Source organism: Amycolatopsis sp. NPDC004169 (assembly GCF_040610315.1).
Taxonomy (GTDB): domain Bacteria; phylum Actinomycetota; class Actinomycetes; order Mycobacteriales; family Pseudonocardiaceae; genus Amycolatopsis.
The window spans coordinates 172455-188227 of the sequence record NZ_JBEXMD010000002.1 but is presented as its reverse complement, the minus strand read 5'-3'; the positions used below and the strand labels follow the sequence as shown (position 1 = coordinate 188227).

Genomic DNA, 15773 nt, shown 5'->3' with positions numbered 1-15773 from the left:
ACCCCACCCCGTCACCGTCCGGCGAAGACCGTCACCCCAGCAGTTTCCGGATTTCCGCCACCGCGGCCCGGCCGGCCCGATTGGCTCCGACAGTGCTCGCCGAGGGCCCGTACCCGACCAGGTGCAGGCGTGGTTCGAGCACCACCCGCGTGCCGTCCATGCGGATGCCGCCGCCGGGCTCGCGGATGTGCAGCGGGGCGAGGTGGTCGATCGCCGCACGGAACCCGGTGGCCCAGAGGATCACGTCGGCGTCGAAGCGCTCGCCGTCCGCCCACACGACACCGTCCGGGGTGATCCGCTCGAACATCGGCCGCCGGTCGAGGATCCCGGCGGCCCGGGCGGCCCGCACTTCGGGCGTCACGGCCAGATCGGTCACGCTGACCACGCTTTCGGGCGGCAGCCCGGCCCGCACCCGTTCGTCGACCTTGGCGACGGCGTGGCGTCCCCAGTCCTCGCTGAAGGGCTCGTCCCGCCACACGGGCGGCCGCCGCGTGACCCAGGCGGTCGCGCGGGCGAGCGGGGCGAACTCCATGAGCAGCTGAACGGCGGAGGCCCCACCGCCGACCACAACGACCCGCCGGCCGCGGAAGTCTTCGGGCCCGCCGTAGTCGGCGGTGTGCAGCTGCCGTCCCGCAAAGGTCTCCTGGCCGGGATAGCGCGGCCAGAAGGGCCGGTCCCAGGTCCCGGTGGCACTGATGACGGCCTTGGCGGCCCACGACTCGGCGGGGCTCGAGACGACCAGCCGGTCCCCCGCCCGCGTCACGGACTGCACGTCGACGGGCCGAAGCACGGGAAGGTCGTAAACGCTTTCGAAGCGAGCAAAGTACTCGGAAACGACTTCGGAGGCGGGCCGGGTCACGTCCGGAGTACCGAAGGCCATACCGGGCAGATCATGAATGCCATGCACTTTCCCGAGAACGAGCGACGGCCACCGGTACTGCCAGGCACCCCCGGCCCGCTTGCCGTGATCGAGAACAACAAACCCACTGCGGTTGGCAAACCCCGCCCGCCGCAGGTGGTAGGCAGCAGAGAGCCCAGCTTGCCCAGCCCCGACGACCACAACATCGGTCTCGTGATCCGCGCGGTCCATAGAGGGTCCAACAACAACCACGCCGGCATATTTCGCGCCATCCATCACAGCGTCGGAGTTCCGACTCCGGTCACCTAGCCTCCGACGGGTCCGCCCGGCGTCTCCGGCCCACCGGAAGCCCCAGCCGACCCCCATACGCCCCGGCCGCCAAGCTCACGCACCCAGCTCGGCCTGCGTTCCTGCTCCGGCGGAAGGGCGCCCCAGCGCCTATGACCTCTGCTCCCCCGGCACCTCCGGACCACGGGAGGCCCCGAGCCAGGCTGGCCCCACGGCCCGCCCGCCAACCGCACACCCGATTCGACCTACACCTCTCCCCCACCGGAAGCCCGAACCCCCGGCTCTAAAACCTCTGCCGCCCACTCTCCCGGCCCAACCGGATCCCCAAGCCAGCCCGCCGTACGCCCCGGCCGCCAAGCCGCGCACCCCGTCCGAGTTACGCCCCCTGCCCGACCAGAAGCGCAAGCCCCACGCGCCAAGAACCTCCGCCGCCTCAACCACTCCCTACCCGGGCACCGGCATCTCCAGCCCGCCCGAAGCGCCCAGCCAGTCCTCGCACGGCCCGCCCGCCAATCCGCACCCGGTTCGACCTGCGCCCCTGCCCCACCAAAAGCGCGCCTCCAGGCGCGAAGAACCTCAGCCACCCGAACCACGCTCGCCCGGCACCACCTGCATCTCCGGCCCACCGGAAGCCCCGAGCCAGCGCTGACCCCGTCGCGGCCGACGCCAGCACCTGGCCGCGCTCCGGCTCACCTCCGGACATCGTCCGGCCGTGCTACACGGCAACCCGGTTCCGACCGGCCTCCTTGGCCCGATACAAGGCCGCATCAGCGGTGCGGAGAACGTTATCCAGCGTCGGCCCCGCGTCCGGATACCGCGCCACCCCGATCGAAACCGAAAGGCCACTCACCCGAACCGTCCCGCCACCCGTCGAAATCACCACGTTCAGCTCACCCACCGCCACCCGCACCCGCTCGGCGATCGCCAGCACGTCCGCGCGCCCGATGCCCGGCAGCAGCACCACGAACTCCTCGCCCCCGAACCGGCCCACCGTGTCGCCCTGGCGCACCGAGCCGGAGATCGCCACCGCCACGGCGGCCAGTACGTCGTCGCCGGTCAGGTGCCCGTAGGTGTCGTTGATCCGCTTGAAGTGGTCCAAGTCGATCATCAGCACCGCGAAGCCCCCACCGGCGCGGCGCTGGGCGCGGACATGCTCCCGCGCCGCGGCTTCATGCCACCCGGCGGTGTTGAGCAGCCCGGTCTTCTCGTCCGCCACGGCCGTGACCTGCAGTTGCTGCTTCAACAGCAGGTAGCGGTGCAGCAACAACAAGGGAGCCACGACGAACACCACCAGCACCGGCTGCTCGACCAGCGCCAGAGCAGCGAGCCCGCCCAGGCAGAGGGTCGCCAGCTCGAAAGCGTTGTCCTCCCAGGTCCCGACGAGGTCGGCCGCCGACCGCTGGCTGGTGTAGAGGTAAATGCCGGCCGCCACCAGGCCGACGTTCACCAGCTCGAAAACAGCGGCCGCCAGACACAGCGCAAACACCCCACGCGGCGTCTGCAACGGCGTCCCGTGCAAGCCCAGAACGGCAAGAACGGAGGAAGCAGCGAAGCAGGAAAGCATCGCCCAGGCCGTGCTCGCGACGAAGCGGTGCGCGGGCCGCGTCCGGACCTGACGCCACACGCGCACCCACAGGTGGGTGTAGAGCACAACGGCCAGCAGCGCCACCCAAGCCGGCGGCAGCAGCACGACACCGGCGAGGTACCAGACGGAGGTGACGTTGATGTGCGTCTGCCCGCTCATCCACCGCCGCAACCGCTCGATCCGCCGCGACATCTCGGCCTGCGCCACCCCCAGCGCCACGAGCACGGCAAACCACCCGGGCCGCACGGGCCCACCGAAACCCTCGGCCAGCGCAGCCCCGGTAGCGACGACGGCGACCAGTTCACAACCGAGCGCATAGGCGATCCAGCGGGTCTTCGCCCCACCCCACATCGCCCACCGAGCAGGCCACCCGGACCAGGCGGAAAGCGCTCCCCGCCGCACGGCGACCTGGGCTCTCAAGAGCCGAAGCCACAAACGTGACGGACCGGCATCGTGACGTACCCCTCGCGCAGAGTTCAGCCAACCAGGTAGCCCAGCGTAGCCGTTCCAACGACGCGCGTCGCCAGTCCGGGCGAATTGCGGGCAACACCCCTGCCCAAAGACCCGCGCAGGGTAGAAAGCCGCAGCTCAGCACCCCACAAACGGATCACGCCCAACCCGCCCGACGCTGGGGCCCGCCACGCAGCCCCAGCCCAGATGGAGCCGTCACAGCCGGGCAGCTCACCGCCACCGCAGGCCGACTTGAGCCGCTGTGGCCGCCCCTCTTCGTGGCATCGCCGAAGCGCCGGCCGAGCCGCCGCCGCGAGGTCAGCCCACCTGCGCGGACACTCCCAACCCCAGCCGGCCGCGCAAGGTGAACCCGACGCAGCCCGAAACTCGTCGCCGAAGCGCGCCGGTCGAGCCATCTCCGCGGGGTCAGTCCGCCTGCGCGAGCACCTCCAACCTCAGCCGCCCGCGCAAGGCGGACCGTCGCAGCCCGCACCCATCGCTGAAGCGCGTTTGGCCGAGCCGTTGGCGGGGTGGCTTACTTGCGCAGGGCTCGGATGACTGCCACCAGGCCCACCACCGCGGCGATCGCGACCAGGACCGGGACTACCCGCTTGAGCACCGACTGCCCCGCGTAGTCGAGCAAGTCGATTGCCTCGGTCTCCGGGGGTGCCGGGACGCTGTGCAGTGCCGGGCGGTCCGCCGCCGGCTTGGGCTTCGGCTCTGTGTTGATCTCCGGGGTGGTCGGGGCCGGCTTGACCTTCGCCGCCGGCTCGTCCGTTGCCGCCGGAGCAGGGGCTGCCGCCGCGGTTGCCGATTTCGAAGTCGAACCCGAGGCCGCAGAAGCCGAAGCCGCCGCGGAAGTGGCAGTCGATTCCGAAGCTGCCGGGGCCGCAGATGCGTCGGGAGCCGCCGCCGGGGTCAGTTTGCCCGACAAACAGCCCGCGAACGTGTCCAGGATCTTCCCGCCCACCTCGCTGATCAGCCCCCGCCCGAACTGGGCCGGCTTGCCCGTGATCGCCAGGTCCGTCGCCACCGCCCCGTGGGTTCCAGTGGACGTCTCCGTCAACGTCAGGGTCACCGTCGCCGCCGCCGTGCCTGCTCCTCGGGCATCCTTGCCCGAGGCCTTGATCGTCACCTTGTGGGCCGCTTCGTCCTTCTCCAGGAACTCACCGTTGCCCTTGTACAGCAAGGAAATCGGCCCCAGCTTGACCTTCACCGTTCCGCTGAACCGGTCGCCCTCGACCTTGGTCAACGTGGCTCCCGGCATGCACGGGGCCACTCGCTCCGGATCGACGACCGCCTGCCAGACCTCGCCGATCGGCGCCGGGACGGTGAATTCGTGGTCGAGCCGCACGGGCCGACCTCCTTCCTGATGACGACGGGGGTCCGGTGCCCACCCTAGCCGCCGGGCGGCGGCCCGGGTGGGCGAAACCGGACTCCCTCAGGCGCCGGCCGCCGCCGCTGCGATGGCGCGGCCCGTGAGGACCTGCGCGAGGTGGCGGCGGTACTCGACGTCGGCGTTGCCGTCCACCGGCGGGTTCGTTCCCTCCGCCGCGTGCGAAGCCGCCGCGGCGATCGCGTCCGCCGAGGCCTGGACGCCGACCAGGGCCGCCTCGACGCCCGAGGCGCGGACGGGGGTCGAGCCCATGTTCGTCAGCGCAACCCGGGCCTCCTCGATCACCCCCGCCTCGGTACGGACGGTGACCGCGACCGCCACCATCGACCACGCCTGGGCGACGCGGTTGAACTTCTCGTAGTGCGCCCGCCACCCCGTGTGCTTGGGGATGCGGACCTCGACCAGCAGCTCGTCCGGCGCCAGTGCGGTGGTGAACAGGTCGCGGAAGAACTCCGCGGCCGGCACCGTGCGCCGTCCCGCCGGCCCGGCCAGCACCAGGGACGCGTCCAGCGCCAGCACCGGCGCCAGCAGGTCGCCGGCCGGGTCGGCGTGGGCGATCGCGCCGCCCAGCGTCCCGCGGTGGCGGATCTGCGGGTCGGCCACCGTGTCGGTCGCTTCCTTGAGCAACGCCGCGTGCGAGGCCACCAACGCGTCCCGCTGGACGTCGTAGTGCGTGGTCATCGCGCCGATCACCAGCTCGTCGCCCTCTTCGCGGACGCCGCGCAGTTCGGCGACGCGGCCGAGGTCGATCAGCGTGGTCGGCGCCGCCAGGCGCATCCGCAGCACCGGCAGCAGGCTCTGCCCGCCCGCCAGCACCTTGGCGTCCTCGCCCGCCGCCGCCAGTGCCTGCACCGCTTCGTCCACTGTGGACGGGCGGACGTAGTCGAAGGGAGCCGGGATCACTGCACACCTCCGGTGGCGTCGATCGAACCGAGGCCGCCACCGGCTTCGCCGCGGCCGGGGCCGCCCGCGTCGGTGGTGCCGTGCTGGATGGCGTGCCAGACCCGCATCGGGGTCAGCGGCATCTCGATGTCGTTCACGCCGAACTGGCGCACGGCGTCGACCACCGCGTTGACCACCGCCGGGGTGGACGCGATCGTGCCCGCCTCGCCGACACCCTTGGCGCCGAGCGGGTTGGACGTCGCCGGTGTCTCCGTGCGGTCGGTGGTGAACGACGGGAGGTCGGCCGCCGACGGCAGCAGGTAGTCGGCGAACGTGCCGGTCGTCAGCGTGCCGCTTTCGTCGTGCTCGGTGCCCTCGAACAACGCCTGCGCGATGCCCTGCGCGAGCCCGCCGTGCACCTGGCCTTCGACGATCAGCGGGTTCACCGCGACGCCGACGTCGTCGACGCAGACGTACGAGCGCAGCTTGACCCGGCCCGTCTCGGTGTCCACCTCGGCCGCGCACAGGTGCGTGCCGTGCGGGAACGAGAAGTTCTCCGGGTCGAACGTCGCGTCCGAGTCGAGCGACGGCTCGACGCCGTCGGGCAGGTTGTGCGCCGCGAACACCGCGAGCGCCACGTCGGCCAGCGTCGTGGACGTGTCCGTGCCCTTCACCGTGAACTTGCCGCCGGCGAACTCGAGGTCGTCCTCGGCGCATTCGAGCAGGTGAGCGGCGATCGGCTTGGCCTTCGCGACCACCTTCTCCGCCGCCTTGATGACCGCGATCCCGCCGACCACGAGCGACCGCGAGCCGTAGGTGTCCATGCCCTTGTGCGACGACTGGGTGTCGCCGTGCAGGATTTCGACGTCCTCGAACGCGATGCCGAGCTGGTCGGCGACGATCTGGCTCCACGCCGTTTCGTGGCCCTGGCCGTGCGCGGACGCACCCGTCGTCACCTCGACCTTGCCGGTGGGCAGCATCCGGATCGACGCGTACTCCCAGCCGCCGGCGCCGTAGTCCAGCGAGCCGAGCACCCGCGACGGCGCGAGCCCGCACATCTCGGTGAACGTCGAGATGCCGATGCCGAGCTGGACCTTGTCCTTCGACGCGCGGCGCTTCTCCTGCTCGGCGCGCAGGCCGTCGTAGTCGAAGAGCTGCTTGGCCTTCTCGGTGGCGGCCTCGTAGTTGCCCGAGTCGTAGGTCAGCCCGCACACGGTCGTGAACGGGAACTCCTCGTGCTTGATCCAGTTCTTCTCGCGCAGTTCCAGCGGGTCCATGCCGAGCTCGACGGCCAGCTCGTCCATGATCCGCTCGATCGCGAACGTCGCCTCCGGGCGGCCGGCGCCGCGGTAGGCGTCGGTCAGCGTGGTCGTCGTGTACACGTTGGTGCACGCGAAGTGGTACGCCGGGATCTTGTAGATCGCGTTGAACATGAACGCGCCGAGGATCGGCACGCCCGGCCCGACCAGGCCGTTGTACGCGCCGAGGTTGGCGAGGAGCTCGACCTTGAGACCGGTGACCTGGCCGTCGCGGGTCGCCGAGATGGTGATGTCCTGGATCTGGTCGCGGCCGTGGTGCGCGGCGAGCATGGTCTCCGACCGCGACTCGTTCCACTTGACCGGCTTGCCGAGCTTCTGCGCGACGAGCAGCGACATCATCTCTTCGGGCAGGACGCCGATCTTGCCGCCGAAGCCGCCACCGACGTCCGGGGCGATCACCCGCAGCTTGTGCTCGGGGATGCCGAGCGTCAGCGCCGACATCACGCGCAGGATGTGCGGGACCTGGGTGGCCGCCCACATGGTGATCTGCGTGCCGGTCGGGTCGACGACGCAGGCGCGCGGCTCCATGAACGCCGGGACGAGCCGTTGCTGGCGGAAGCGGCGCTTGAGCACGACCTCCGACGAGCTGATCGCGTCCTCGACGTTGCCGCCGGTGCCTGCCTCGCCCGAGTCGAACTTCCAGACCGCGCTCGTGTTGGTGCCCAGGTCCTCGTGGACGAGAGGGGCGCCATCGGCGATCGCGGCTTCCATATCGAGGATGACCGGCAGTTCGTCGTACTCGACGTCGATCTCCTCGAGCGCGTCGTGCGCTTCGGCGGACGTCCGCGCGACGACGACCGCGACGCCCTCACCGGCGAAGTTCACCGTGTCGGACGCGAGCACGGGACGGCGCGGCGCCTTCATGTCGGGCGTGATCGGCCAGGCGCAGGGCATGCCGATCGCGCCGTCCGGGTCGAGGTCCTTGCCGGTGTAGACGGCGACGACCCCGGATGCGCTCTTCGCCGCGGACGTGTCGATCGAGACGATCTTGGCGTGCGCGAACGGGCTGCGCAGGACCGCCATGTGCAGCATTCCGGGCAGCGTGATGTTGTCGGTCCAGCGGGTGCGGCCGGTGATCAGCCGCTCGTCCTCCTTGCGGCGGCGGGCCTTGCCGACCTCCGGTTCGATCGTCGCGGTCATCAGTCACCACCCACGCCGACGTGCTTGGTTTCGGTGATCCGCTCGGCTTCGGGTCCGGCGCCGGGGCTCATGTGCTGGGCGGCGTCGCGGACCGCGCGGACGATGTTCTGGTAGCCGGTGCAGCGGCAGAGGTTGCCTTCGAGACCTTCGCGGACGGCCTGTTCGTCCGGGTCCGGGTTGTCGGCCAGGAGGTCGATCGACTGCATGATCATGCCGGGGGTGCAGAACCCGCACTGCAGCGCGTGGTTGTCGTTGAAGGCCTTCTGCACCGGGTGCAGCTGCCCGTCGCGGGCGAGGCCTTCGATGGTGGTGACCTCGCAGCCGTCGGCCTGCACGGCCAGCACGGAGCAGGACTTCACGCTGTGCCCGTCGAGGTGGACGGTGCAGGCGCCGCAGTTGCTGGTGTCGCAGCCGACGACGGTGCCGACCTTCCCGAGTTTTTCCCGTAGGTGGTGCACGAGGAGGGTGCGGGGTTCGACTTCGTCGGTGTACTTGGTCCCGTCGACGGTGACGGTGATGCGCATCAGGCCTCCAAAAGCCGGCTCGGAATCGGCCTGCCCGACCGTGATCGGGCTCACAAACCCCGAGCGTGCTACGCGCCCTTCGCGTCGACAAGCCCTGATGTCACACGTTCAACTACCCGTTCCGCAGATACGCGTGCAAACGCGACGCAACTCCGAAGGTGCGGAGTTCCGGATGGGTGAACTTTATCGGCCGGCTGGATCAGTCAGCCGTGAATCCGTCCCGAGAGCTCGGCGAGCCGCTTCCCGCCGCCGCCCCACCGCAGCGCGATGATCTCCGCGGCGATCGACACGGCCGTCTCCTCCGGCGTGCGCGCGCCGAGGTCGAGACCGATCGGCGACGCCAGCCTTTCCAGCTCCGCCTCGGTGATCCCGGCCTCGCGCAGCCGCGCGAACCGGTCGTCGTGGGTCTTGCGGGACCCCATCGCGCCGACGTACCCGACGTCCAGGCGCAGCGCCACCTCCAGCAGCGGCACGTCGAACTTCGGGTCGTGGGTCAGCACCGCGATCGCCGTCCGCTGGTCGATCCGGCCCGCGTCCGCTTCCGCCTGCAGGTACCGGTGCGGCCAGTCGACGACGACGTCGTGCGCGTCCGGGAACCGGCTGGTGGTGGCGAACACCGGCCGCGCGTCGCAGACCGTGACCTGGTAGCCGAGGTAGGCGCCCATGCGGGCCATCGCGGCGGCGAAGTCGATCGCGCCGAAGACCAGCAGCCGCGGCGGCGGCTCGAACGAGTTGACGAACACCGCCATGCCCTCGCCGCGGCGCTGCCCGTCCGGGCCGTAGTGCAGGGTGCCGGTGCGGCCGCTGGCCAGCAGGCCGCGCGCGTCGTCGGCCACCGCGTCGTCCATCCGCGACGAGCCCAGCGAGCCCGCGGTGCGGTCCGGCCAGACGATCATGTGCTCGCCGACCAGGCCTTCGCGCTCGTGCTCGATGATCGTGACGACCGCGACCGGCTCGCCGCCGCGGACCGACGCGACGACGTCGCCGAGCTCCGGCATCGACGTGCGGTCGACGTGCTCGACGTAGATGTCGATGATCCCGCCGCAGGTCAGGCCGACCGCGAAGGCGTCATCGTCGCTGACGCCGTACCGCTGCAGCACCGGCTTGCGCTCGGCGACGACCTCCTGCGCCAGTTCGTAGACCGCGCCTTCGACGCAGCCGCCGGACACGCTGCCGGCGACGGTGCCGTCCGGCGCGACGACCATCGCGGCGCCCGGCGCGCGCGGCGCCGACGAGAAGGTGGCGACCACGGTGCCGAGCCCGACGGTCTCGCCCGCGGACCAGCGGCGGAACACGTCGTCCAGTACGTCACGCATCGGAAATCTCCCCGAGCAGTCGTTCCAAGGTGGCCAGGGTGTGCCCGGCCAGGAGCCGGTCGATGTGGGGCAGCGCGGCCACGATGCCCGACTGGACCGGAGCGTAGCCCGCACGGCCGGCGTGCGGATTCACCCAGAATACGGCGTGCGCGAGCCGGCGCAGGTGTGCGAGCTGTTCGCCGAGCAGGCCGGTGTCGCCGCGTTCCCAGCCGTCGGAGAACACGGTGACGACCGCGCGGCGCGCCACGCCGCGCCGGCCCCAGCGGTCGAGGAACGCCTGGAGCGTCTCCCCCAGCCGGGTGCCGCCGGCGAAGTCCGGCACGGCTGTGCCCGCGGCGAGCATCGCGCGTTCCGGGTCGCGCAGGCGCAGCTGGCGCGACACCCGGGTGAGCCGGGTGCCGAGCGTGAAGACCTCGACGGACGGTGGCGCGGCCCGCGCCAGGACGTGGGCGAACCGCAGCAGGGCGTCGGCGTACGGGCTCATCGAGCCGGAGACGTCGATGAGCAGAACGACCCGCCGCGGTCGGCTGCCGCGGCGGGCGTGCACGAGTTTGAGGGGTTCGCCGCCGCTGGCCAGCATGGCGCGGAGCGTGCGCGAGGGGTCGAGCCGCCCGCGCCGGGACGGCGTCCGCCGGGCGGCCGGGCGCTTCGGGAGGACAGGCTTGAGGGTGGCCAGCAGTGCGCGGAGGTGTTCCCGCTCGGCGGTGGTGAGTTCGGCGAGGTCGCGGTGACGCAGGACTTCGTGGGCGCTGGCGGCGACTTTCAGCTGGTCCTGGCCTTCGCCGCCCTCGCCGTCACCGCCGCCGGCTTCCCCGAGCGGGGCGATCCTGGCCTGTTTGGGCGCGGCCGTCGTCGCGCGGCGCGGGGTGCTGGTCTCGATGGAAAACCACTGGCTGAAGGCTTCTTCGTAGCACGGCAGGTCGTCGGGGCTGGAGCAGAGCGTGAGCCGCCCGGCCCAGTACAGCTGGGTGGGCTCGGCGACGTCGATCTCGGCCACGGCCGTGAGGTACGCCTGCACGCGGTGCGCATCGCAGGCGACGCCGGCTTCGCGCAACGCGGCGGCGAACCCGGCGTACCCCGCGACGGGATCGGCGACGGTGGTCATACGTCCATTGTGCGCCTGTTCGGCGTCCCGGCGAGGAGTCGAACCTCGGACCTCGGCGTTCGTAGCGCCGCGCTCTGTCCTGCTGAGCTACCGGGACAAGGGCGGTCTGCGCACACGCCCCTCCCCGGACGGGCGCGCAGACCGCGCTCTTCGCCGCGGCCGACCCAAGGTAGCAGCGGGTGGGCGCGAAGAGCCTTCGGAAAGAAAAGGGATTTTCAGCGAACGCGGGAGATCGCGCCGCAGAGGTTCCGGTCTTGCCGTCGGGTCACGATCTCCTCCTCTCGGTGTGGCGTGCTGTGCTGCAGAAAAGAATGCCCGAGTGCGCCGCGGGCGGCAACGCAATTAAAAACGCCCGCCTCGGCGGTCCTTTGTGGACCGTCGAGGCGGGCGCCGGGGTACTGCGGTTCAGGCGCCGGCCTTGAAGCCGGGCTGGATGTTCGCGCAGCCGCGCAGGCCTGCGGTTTTGTTGAGTTCCAGTACCGGCGGCAGCGTCTTCTGGGTGTACGCCTTGAGCTCGGCCAGCTTCGCGTCGTCGACCAGGTCGCGCCGGACGTGGTAGCTGACCCAGTTGCGCGAATCGATGGTCAGGTTGCCGATCGGCGGGTTGACGAAGATCGTCGCGTATTCGCTCTCGAACCGCGGGTCCTTGTCGAAGCCCAGGGTGGTGATCCACGAGCCGATGAACGTGATCAGCTCGGGCTTTTCCTGGTTGAAGACGTAGTTGCGGACCCCGGTCACGTCGGACTCGTGCAGGTAGTCGGCGACCTGCTTGTCACCGAGGCCGGCCAGGTCGAGCACCCGCAGGCGGCTGCCCAGCGACGTCCCGCCGAGGTCGATCAGGCCGACCTGGGCGGAGTCGGGGAGCTTGAGGATGTCCGCGAGGCCGTTGATGGTCCGGGCGTCGCGCTCGGCGACGATGCAGAACGCGGTCTTGACGTTGGCGCGGTAGGACGTGCCCTGGTCGTAGAGCCCGCTCACCGAGCTGATCAGCGCCACCACCAGCAGGCAGGCGAGCGCGATCCGGCCGCGCAGCCGGGCCGCGGCCAGCGCCTCGACGACCACGATCGCGCCGCCGAAGGCACCGAGCGTCCAGACCGGGGTGGCGAACCGCAGCTGCCCCATCCAGTCGAACTCGAGCACGATGTAGGCGACCACGGTGAGGCCGAACGGCACCATCAGGGCGATCAGCCCGGTGCGCAGCCGCGACGGCCGGACCATCAGCATGACCAGGCACGCGACGGCGACCGCGACGATCAGCCAGCCGACGTAGGAGACGATCTCGCCGGGACGGGCGAGGTCCTCGACGGTCGGCGGCTCCTGTCCCTTCGCGACGGCGGTGTTCGGGACCAGCCGGCCGAATTCGAACCAGCGGAAGACCATGTACGCCCCATACGGGACGGCGAAGCCGACGACGGAGAAGACGACCGCGCGGACGCTCCGGCCGAGCAGCTCCCGCTTGAGGAACAGCAGCACGGCGATCGGGTAGGCACCGGCGTAGATGATGCCGTCGGGCCGGGTCAGCGCGGCCAGCATCGCGATCAGCCCGGTGCCGACGGCGACCTGGGTGTCGAGGAGCCGTCCGCTGTGGACCGCGCGCACGATGACCACCGCGAGCGCGGCGACCGTCAGCGCGTAGAAGGAGTTCTCCAGCCCGGAGAAGCACCAGATGACGAAGGACGGGATCGCGGCGAGCGCGGCCCCGGCGACGAAGGTGATCAGCGCCGGGCGCCGGCTGAGCACCTTCGCGCCGAAGTAGAAGAGCACGAGGACGGCGGCGCAGCAGAGCAGCGCGAGCGCCTTCGGGAAGAGGATCTGGTCGTTGACGCCGAAGAGCGTCCCGTGGTCGAAGAGGCCGACCAGCTTGCCGAGGGCGATCAGGACCATCCAGGTCGGGTTCGAGTACCCCTCGACCGGCGCGGCGCCGGGCTGGAGCACCGGCCCGAAGCCGTCGGCCAGGTTGCGCGAGTAGGCGAACGTGATGGCCGAGTCGTCGATCAGCCAGTGCCCGTAGAAGCTGGCGTGCACGGCGATCAGCGCCGTGCCACCGAGCACCGCGGCGACCGCGGCAAGCCTGCCCCGCCAGTTCCGGCGCGCGGTCGCCGTCCCGGCCGGCCCCGGCCGCTCCGGCTCCGCATCGGACGGCGGTCTCGTGTCCGTCGTCTCCGCCACGCTCATCCGAAGGTACTCCCTCGCCTCGACCCAACCCGGTCCCCCGACCCGGGCGGTCAGGCGAACAAGGCGTCGAGCTTCGCCCTGACCCGGTCGAGGTCTTCGCTGTATTTCAGGACGGCTCCGAGCGTGCGTGCCGCCGTCGCCGCGTCCAGCTCGTCACGCTGAAGAGTCAAGAGAGCCCGCGCCCAATCGAGGGACTCCGCCACTCCCGGTGGTTTCAGCAGATCCATCTCGCGGAGCCGATGCACCGCTTCAGCGATCTGCCGAGCCAGAGCTGCACTTACCCGCGGGATCCTACGGCGCAGGATCTCGACCTCCCGAACCAGGTCCGGGTGTTCGAGCCAGTGGTAGAGGCAGCGGCGTTTCAGCGCGTCGTGGACTTCGCGCGTCCGGTTCGAGGTGAGGACCACCAGCGGCGGCTGTTCGGCGCGGACCTCGCCGTATTCGGGAATGGTCACGGCGTGTTCGTCGAGCAGCTGCAGGAGGAAGGCTTCGAACTCGTCGTCGGCGCGGTCGATCTCGTCGATGAGCAGCACGCACGGGGCGCTGATCAAGGCCTGCAGCAGCGGCCGGGCCAGCAGGAACCGCTCGGTGTAGAGGGAGCGCTCCGCGGCCTCGACGTCGAGACCGCCGTCCCCGGCCGCTTCGAGGGCGCGCAGGTGCAGCAGCTGACGGGGGAAGTCCCATTCGTAGAGGGCCTGGGCGGCGTCGATGCCTTCGTGGCACTGGAGGCGCACGAGCGGCCGCTCGAGGGCGGTGGCCAGCGCCAGGGCGAGGGAGGTCTTGCCGGTGCCGGGTTCGCCTTCGCAGAAGAGCGGGCGGCCCATCCGCAGGGCGAGGAAGCCGGCGGTCGCGAGCCCGTCATCGGCGAGGTAACCGGTCGCTTCGAGCGCGGCGGCGAGGGTTTCGGGCGAGTCCGTCACGCTGTCGATCGTAGGTGCTCAGCCGGGGTTCGCCAGATCACCGGGGCGGTCGACGTCCCGGCCGCTGCCGAGGTCACCGCACTCGACGAGGGTGAGGTCTTCGCGGGTGGCGAGCCAGTCGCGGGCGCCGCGGTCGCCTTGAGCGCTTCCGGCGACGTCCGCCCACCACCGACGGCCGAGCAAGACGGGGTGGCCGGGAACGCCCTCGTAGGCCGCACGGGCAACGGTGTCGGGGGCGGCGTGGGCGGCGACGCGGGTGAGGATGTCCGGGCCGACCCAGGGCAGATCGACGAGGTGAACGAGCGCGGCGACGGGTCCGCTGCCGAGGGCGGTCAGGCCGGCGCGCAGGGAGGCACCCATGCCGGACGCCCAGTCATCGGCGGTGACGGCGAGGGCCGGGTCGGGCAGAAGGGAACGAACCTGCTCGGCGGCGGCCCCGACGACAACCCGGACCGGGCTGCACCCGGCGGCGGTGAGGGTGCGGAGGGCGCGGAGGACGAGGGGTTCACCGTCGACCTGGACGAGGGCTTTCGGCCCGCCGAACCGCCGCCCGGCCCCGGCGGCGAGGAGGAGACCGGCGACGGGGGGCCGGGTCACGAGGAAGCTCCCGGCTCGGCACGACGCAACCGCTCTGCCAACGCCCCCGGAACCAGCTCGGCACGACGCACTGGCCCCACCAACGCTTCCTGGGCCGGCCCGGCGCGATGCAGCAGCCCGGCCGATGTCCCCGGAACCGGCTCGGCACGACGCAACACCTTGGCCGACACCCCCGGAACCCGCCCGGCACGACGCAGCACCTTGGCCGACACCCCCGGAACCCGCCCCGCACGACGCAGCACCTTGGCCAACGCCCCCGGAACCCGCTCGGCACGACGCAACCGCTCTGCCAACACCCCCGGGCCCGGCTCGAGTTGCGGCTCCCTCCGGCGGATTCGCTCCCCCGCCTCCGCCGGGCCGGGGCTCGTCGCGCCCGGGTCAGCCACGGGCGCGGTCCGAGGCTCCGATGGCCAAGTCCGCCTCGATCGCGCGGGCCGTCTCCAGCAGCGGCGGGACCAGGTCCTTCTCCACCGAGTGCGCCGTGGTGCGGCTTGCGTGGGTCGACAGGTTGACCGCCGCCACCACCTGGCCCGTTCGGCCTCGGATCGGGGCCGCGACCGAGCGGAGGCCTTCCTCCAGTTCCTGGTCCACCATCGCCCAGCCCTGGTCCGCCACCTTGGCCAGCTCCGTGCGCAGGTGGCCCGGGGTCGTCACCGTGTGGTCGGTCAGGCGGTCCAGGCTCGCCACGCGGAAGTACTCCTCCCGCTCCTCCTCCGCGAGCCCGGCCAGGAGGACGTGGCCCATCGAGGTCGCGTGCGCCGGGAACCGCGTGCCCACGTTGATGCTCACCGTCATGATCCGGGAGACCGCCACCCGGGCCACGTACACGATGTCCGTGCCCTCCAGCACCGAGACCGAGCTCGACTCGTGCACCCGCGCCGACAGGTGCTCCAGGTGCGGCTGGGCCACCTCCGGCAACGTCATGCTCGACAGGTACGCGTAGCCCAGCTCCAGCACCCGGGCCGTCAGCGAGAAGTACTTGCCGTCGGTGCGGACGTAGCCCAGGTCGGCCAGCGTGAGGAGAAATCTCCGCGCCGCCGCGCGGGTGAGGCCCGTCGCCCGGGCCACGTCGCTCAAGGTCAGCTCGGACGCGCCCGCGTGGAAGGCCTTGATCACCGCCAGCCCGCGCTCCAGCGACTGCACGTGGTGGGCACCACGGTGCGCCGGCTCGTCGTCCAGGCGGACGTCGAACTGCGGCCTCGTCACGTCCATGCCCG

Annotated in this window: 12 protein-coding genes and 1 tRNA gene; all 13 read right to left on the bottom strand. The window is 71.4% G+C overall.

Going from position 1 to position 15773, the window contains the following annotated elements; translation table 11 throughout:
- Positions 1-31: 31 nt before the first annotated feature.
- Positions 32-1090 carry an NAD(P)-binding domain-containing protein gene (locus tag ABZX11_RS03530; protein ID WP_176177875.1) on the bottom strand — a complete coding sequence of 353 codons (1059 nt, stop codon included), beginning with the start codon at positions 1088-1090 and terminating at the stop codon, positions 32-34.
- Between the two features lie 772 nt (positions 1091-1862).
- Positions 1863-3083 carry a GGDEF domain-containing protein gene (locus tag ABZX11_RS03525; RefSeq protein ID WP_354909512.1) on the bottom strand — a complete coding sequence of 407 codons (1221 nt, stop codon included), beginning with the start codon at positions 3081-3083 and terminating at the stop codon, positions 1863-1865.
- Between the two features lie 634 nt (positions 3084-3717).
- Positions 3718-4536 carry an SRPBCC family protein gene (locus tag ABZX11_RS03520; protein ID WP_354909510.1) on the bottom strand — a complete coding sequence of 273 codons (819 nt, stop codon included), beginning with the start codon at positions 4534-4536 and terminating at the stop codon, positions 3718-3720.
- Between the two features lie 87 nt (positions 4537-4623).
- Positions 4624-5481, bottom strand: coding sequence for a xanthine dehydrogenase family protein subunit M (locus ABZX11_RS03515; RefSeq protein WP_176172247.1), 858 nt, complete (start codon positions 5479-5481; stop codon positions 4624-4626).
- Positions 5478-7919 carry a molybdopterin cofactor-binding domain-containing protein gene (locus tag ABZX11_RS03510; RefSeq protein WP_354909507.1) on the bottom strand — a complete coding sequence of 814 codons (2442 nt, stop codon included), beginning with the start codon at positions 7917-7919 and terminating at the stop codon, positions 5478-5480. Before ABZX11_RS03510 ends, ABZX11_RS03515 begins: the two co-directional genes overlap by 4 nt.
- Positions 7919-8443: a (2Fe-2S)-binding protein gene (locus ABZX11_RS03505; RefSeq protein ID WP_176172249.1), complete on the bottom strand. Its 525-nt coding sequence runs from the start codon at positions 8441-8443 to the stop codon at positions 7919-7921. Before ABZX11_RS03505 ends, ABZX11_RS03510 begins: the two co-directional genes overlap by 1 nt.
- Before the next feature lie 203 nt (positions 8444-8646).
- On the bottom strand, positions 8647-9759 hold the full coding sequence (locus ABZX11_RS03500) for an XdhC/CoxI family protein (RefSeq protein WP_176172250.1): 1113 nt from the start codon (positions 9757-9759) through the stop codon (positions 8647-8649).
- Entirely contained in the window at positions 9752-10864 is a 1113-nt protein-coding gene (locus tag ABZX11_RS03495; protein WP_354909503.1) for a VWA domain-containing protein, read from the bottom strand. The genes ABZX11_RS03500 and ABZX11_RS03495 overlap by 8 nt, the downstream gene beginning before the upstream one ends.
- A gap of 23 nt (positions 10865-10887) precedes the next feature.
- Positions 10888-10961: transfer RNA gene (locus ABZX11_RS03490), tRNA-Arg, on the bottom strand.
- 308 nt (positions 10962-11269) lie between these two features.
- Positions 11270-13039, bottom strand: a complete 1770-nt coding sequence (locus ABZX11_RS03485; RefSeq protein WP_354909500.1) for a hypothetical protein — start codon at positions 13037-13039, stop codon at positions 11270-11272.
- Positions 13040-13089: 50 nt separating this feature from the next.
- Complete coding sequence (locus tag ABZX11_RS03480) at positions 13090-13959, bottom strand: MoxR family ATPase (RefSeq protein WP_176172253.1); 870 nt, start codon at positions 13957-13959, stop codon at positions 13090-13092.
- Between the two features lie 18 nt (positions 13960-13977).
- Positions 13978-14556 (bottom strand): nucleotidyltransferase family protein, encoded by a 579-nt coding sequence (locus ABZX11_RS03475; RefSeq protein ID WP_354909498.1) that lies wholly within the window; start codon positions 14554-14556, stop codon positions 13978-13980.
- 378 nt (positions 14557-14934) lie between these two features.
- On the bottom strand, positions 14935-15768 hold the full coding sequence (locus tag ABZX11_RS03470; protein WP_176172255.1) for an IclR family transcriptional regulator C-terminal domain-containing protein: 834 nt from the start codon (positions 15766-15768) through the stop codon (positions 14935-14937).
- Positions 15769-15773 lie beyond the last annotated feature (5 nt).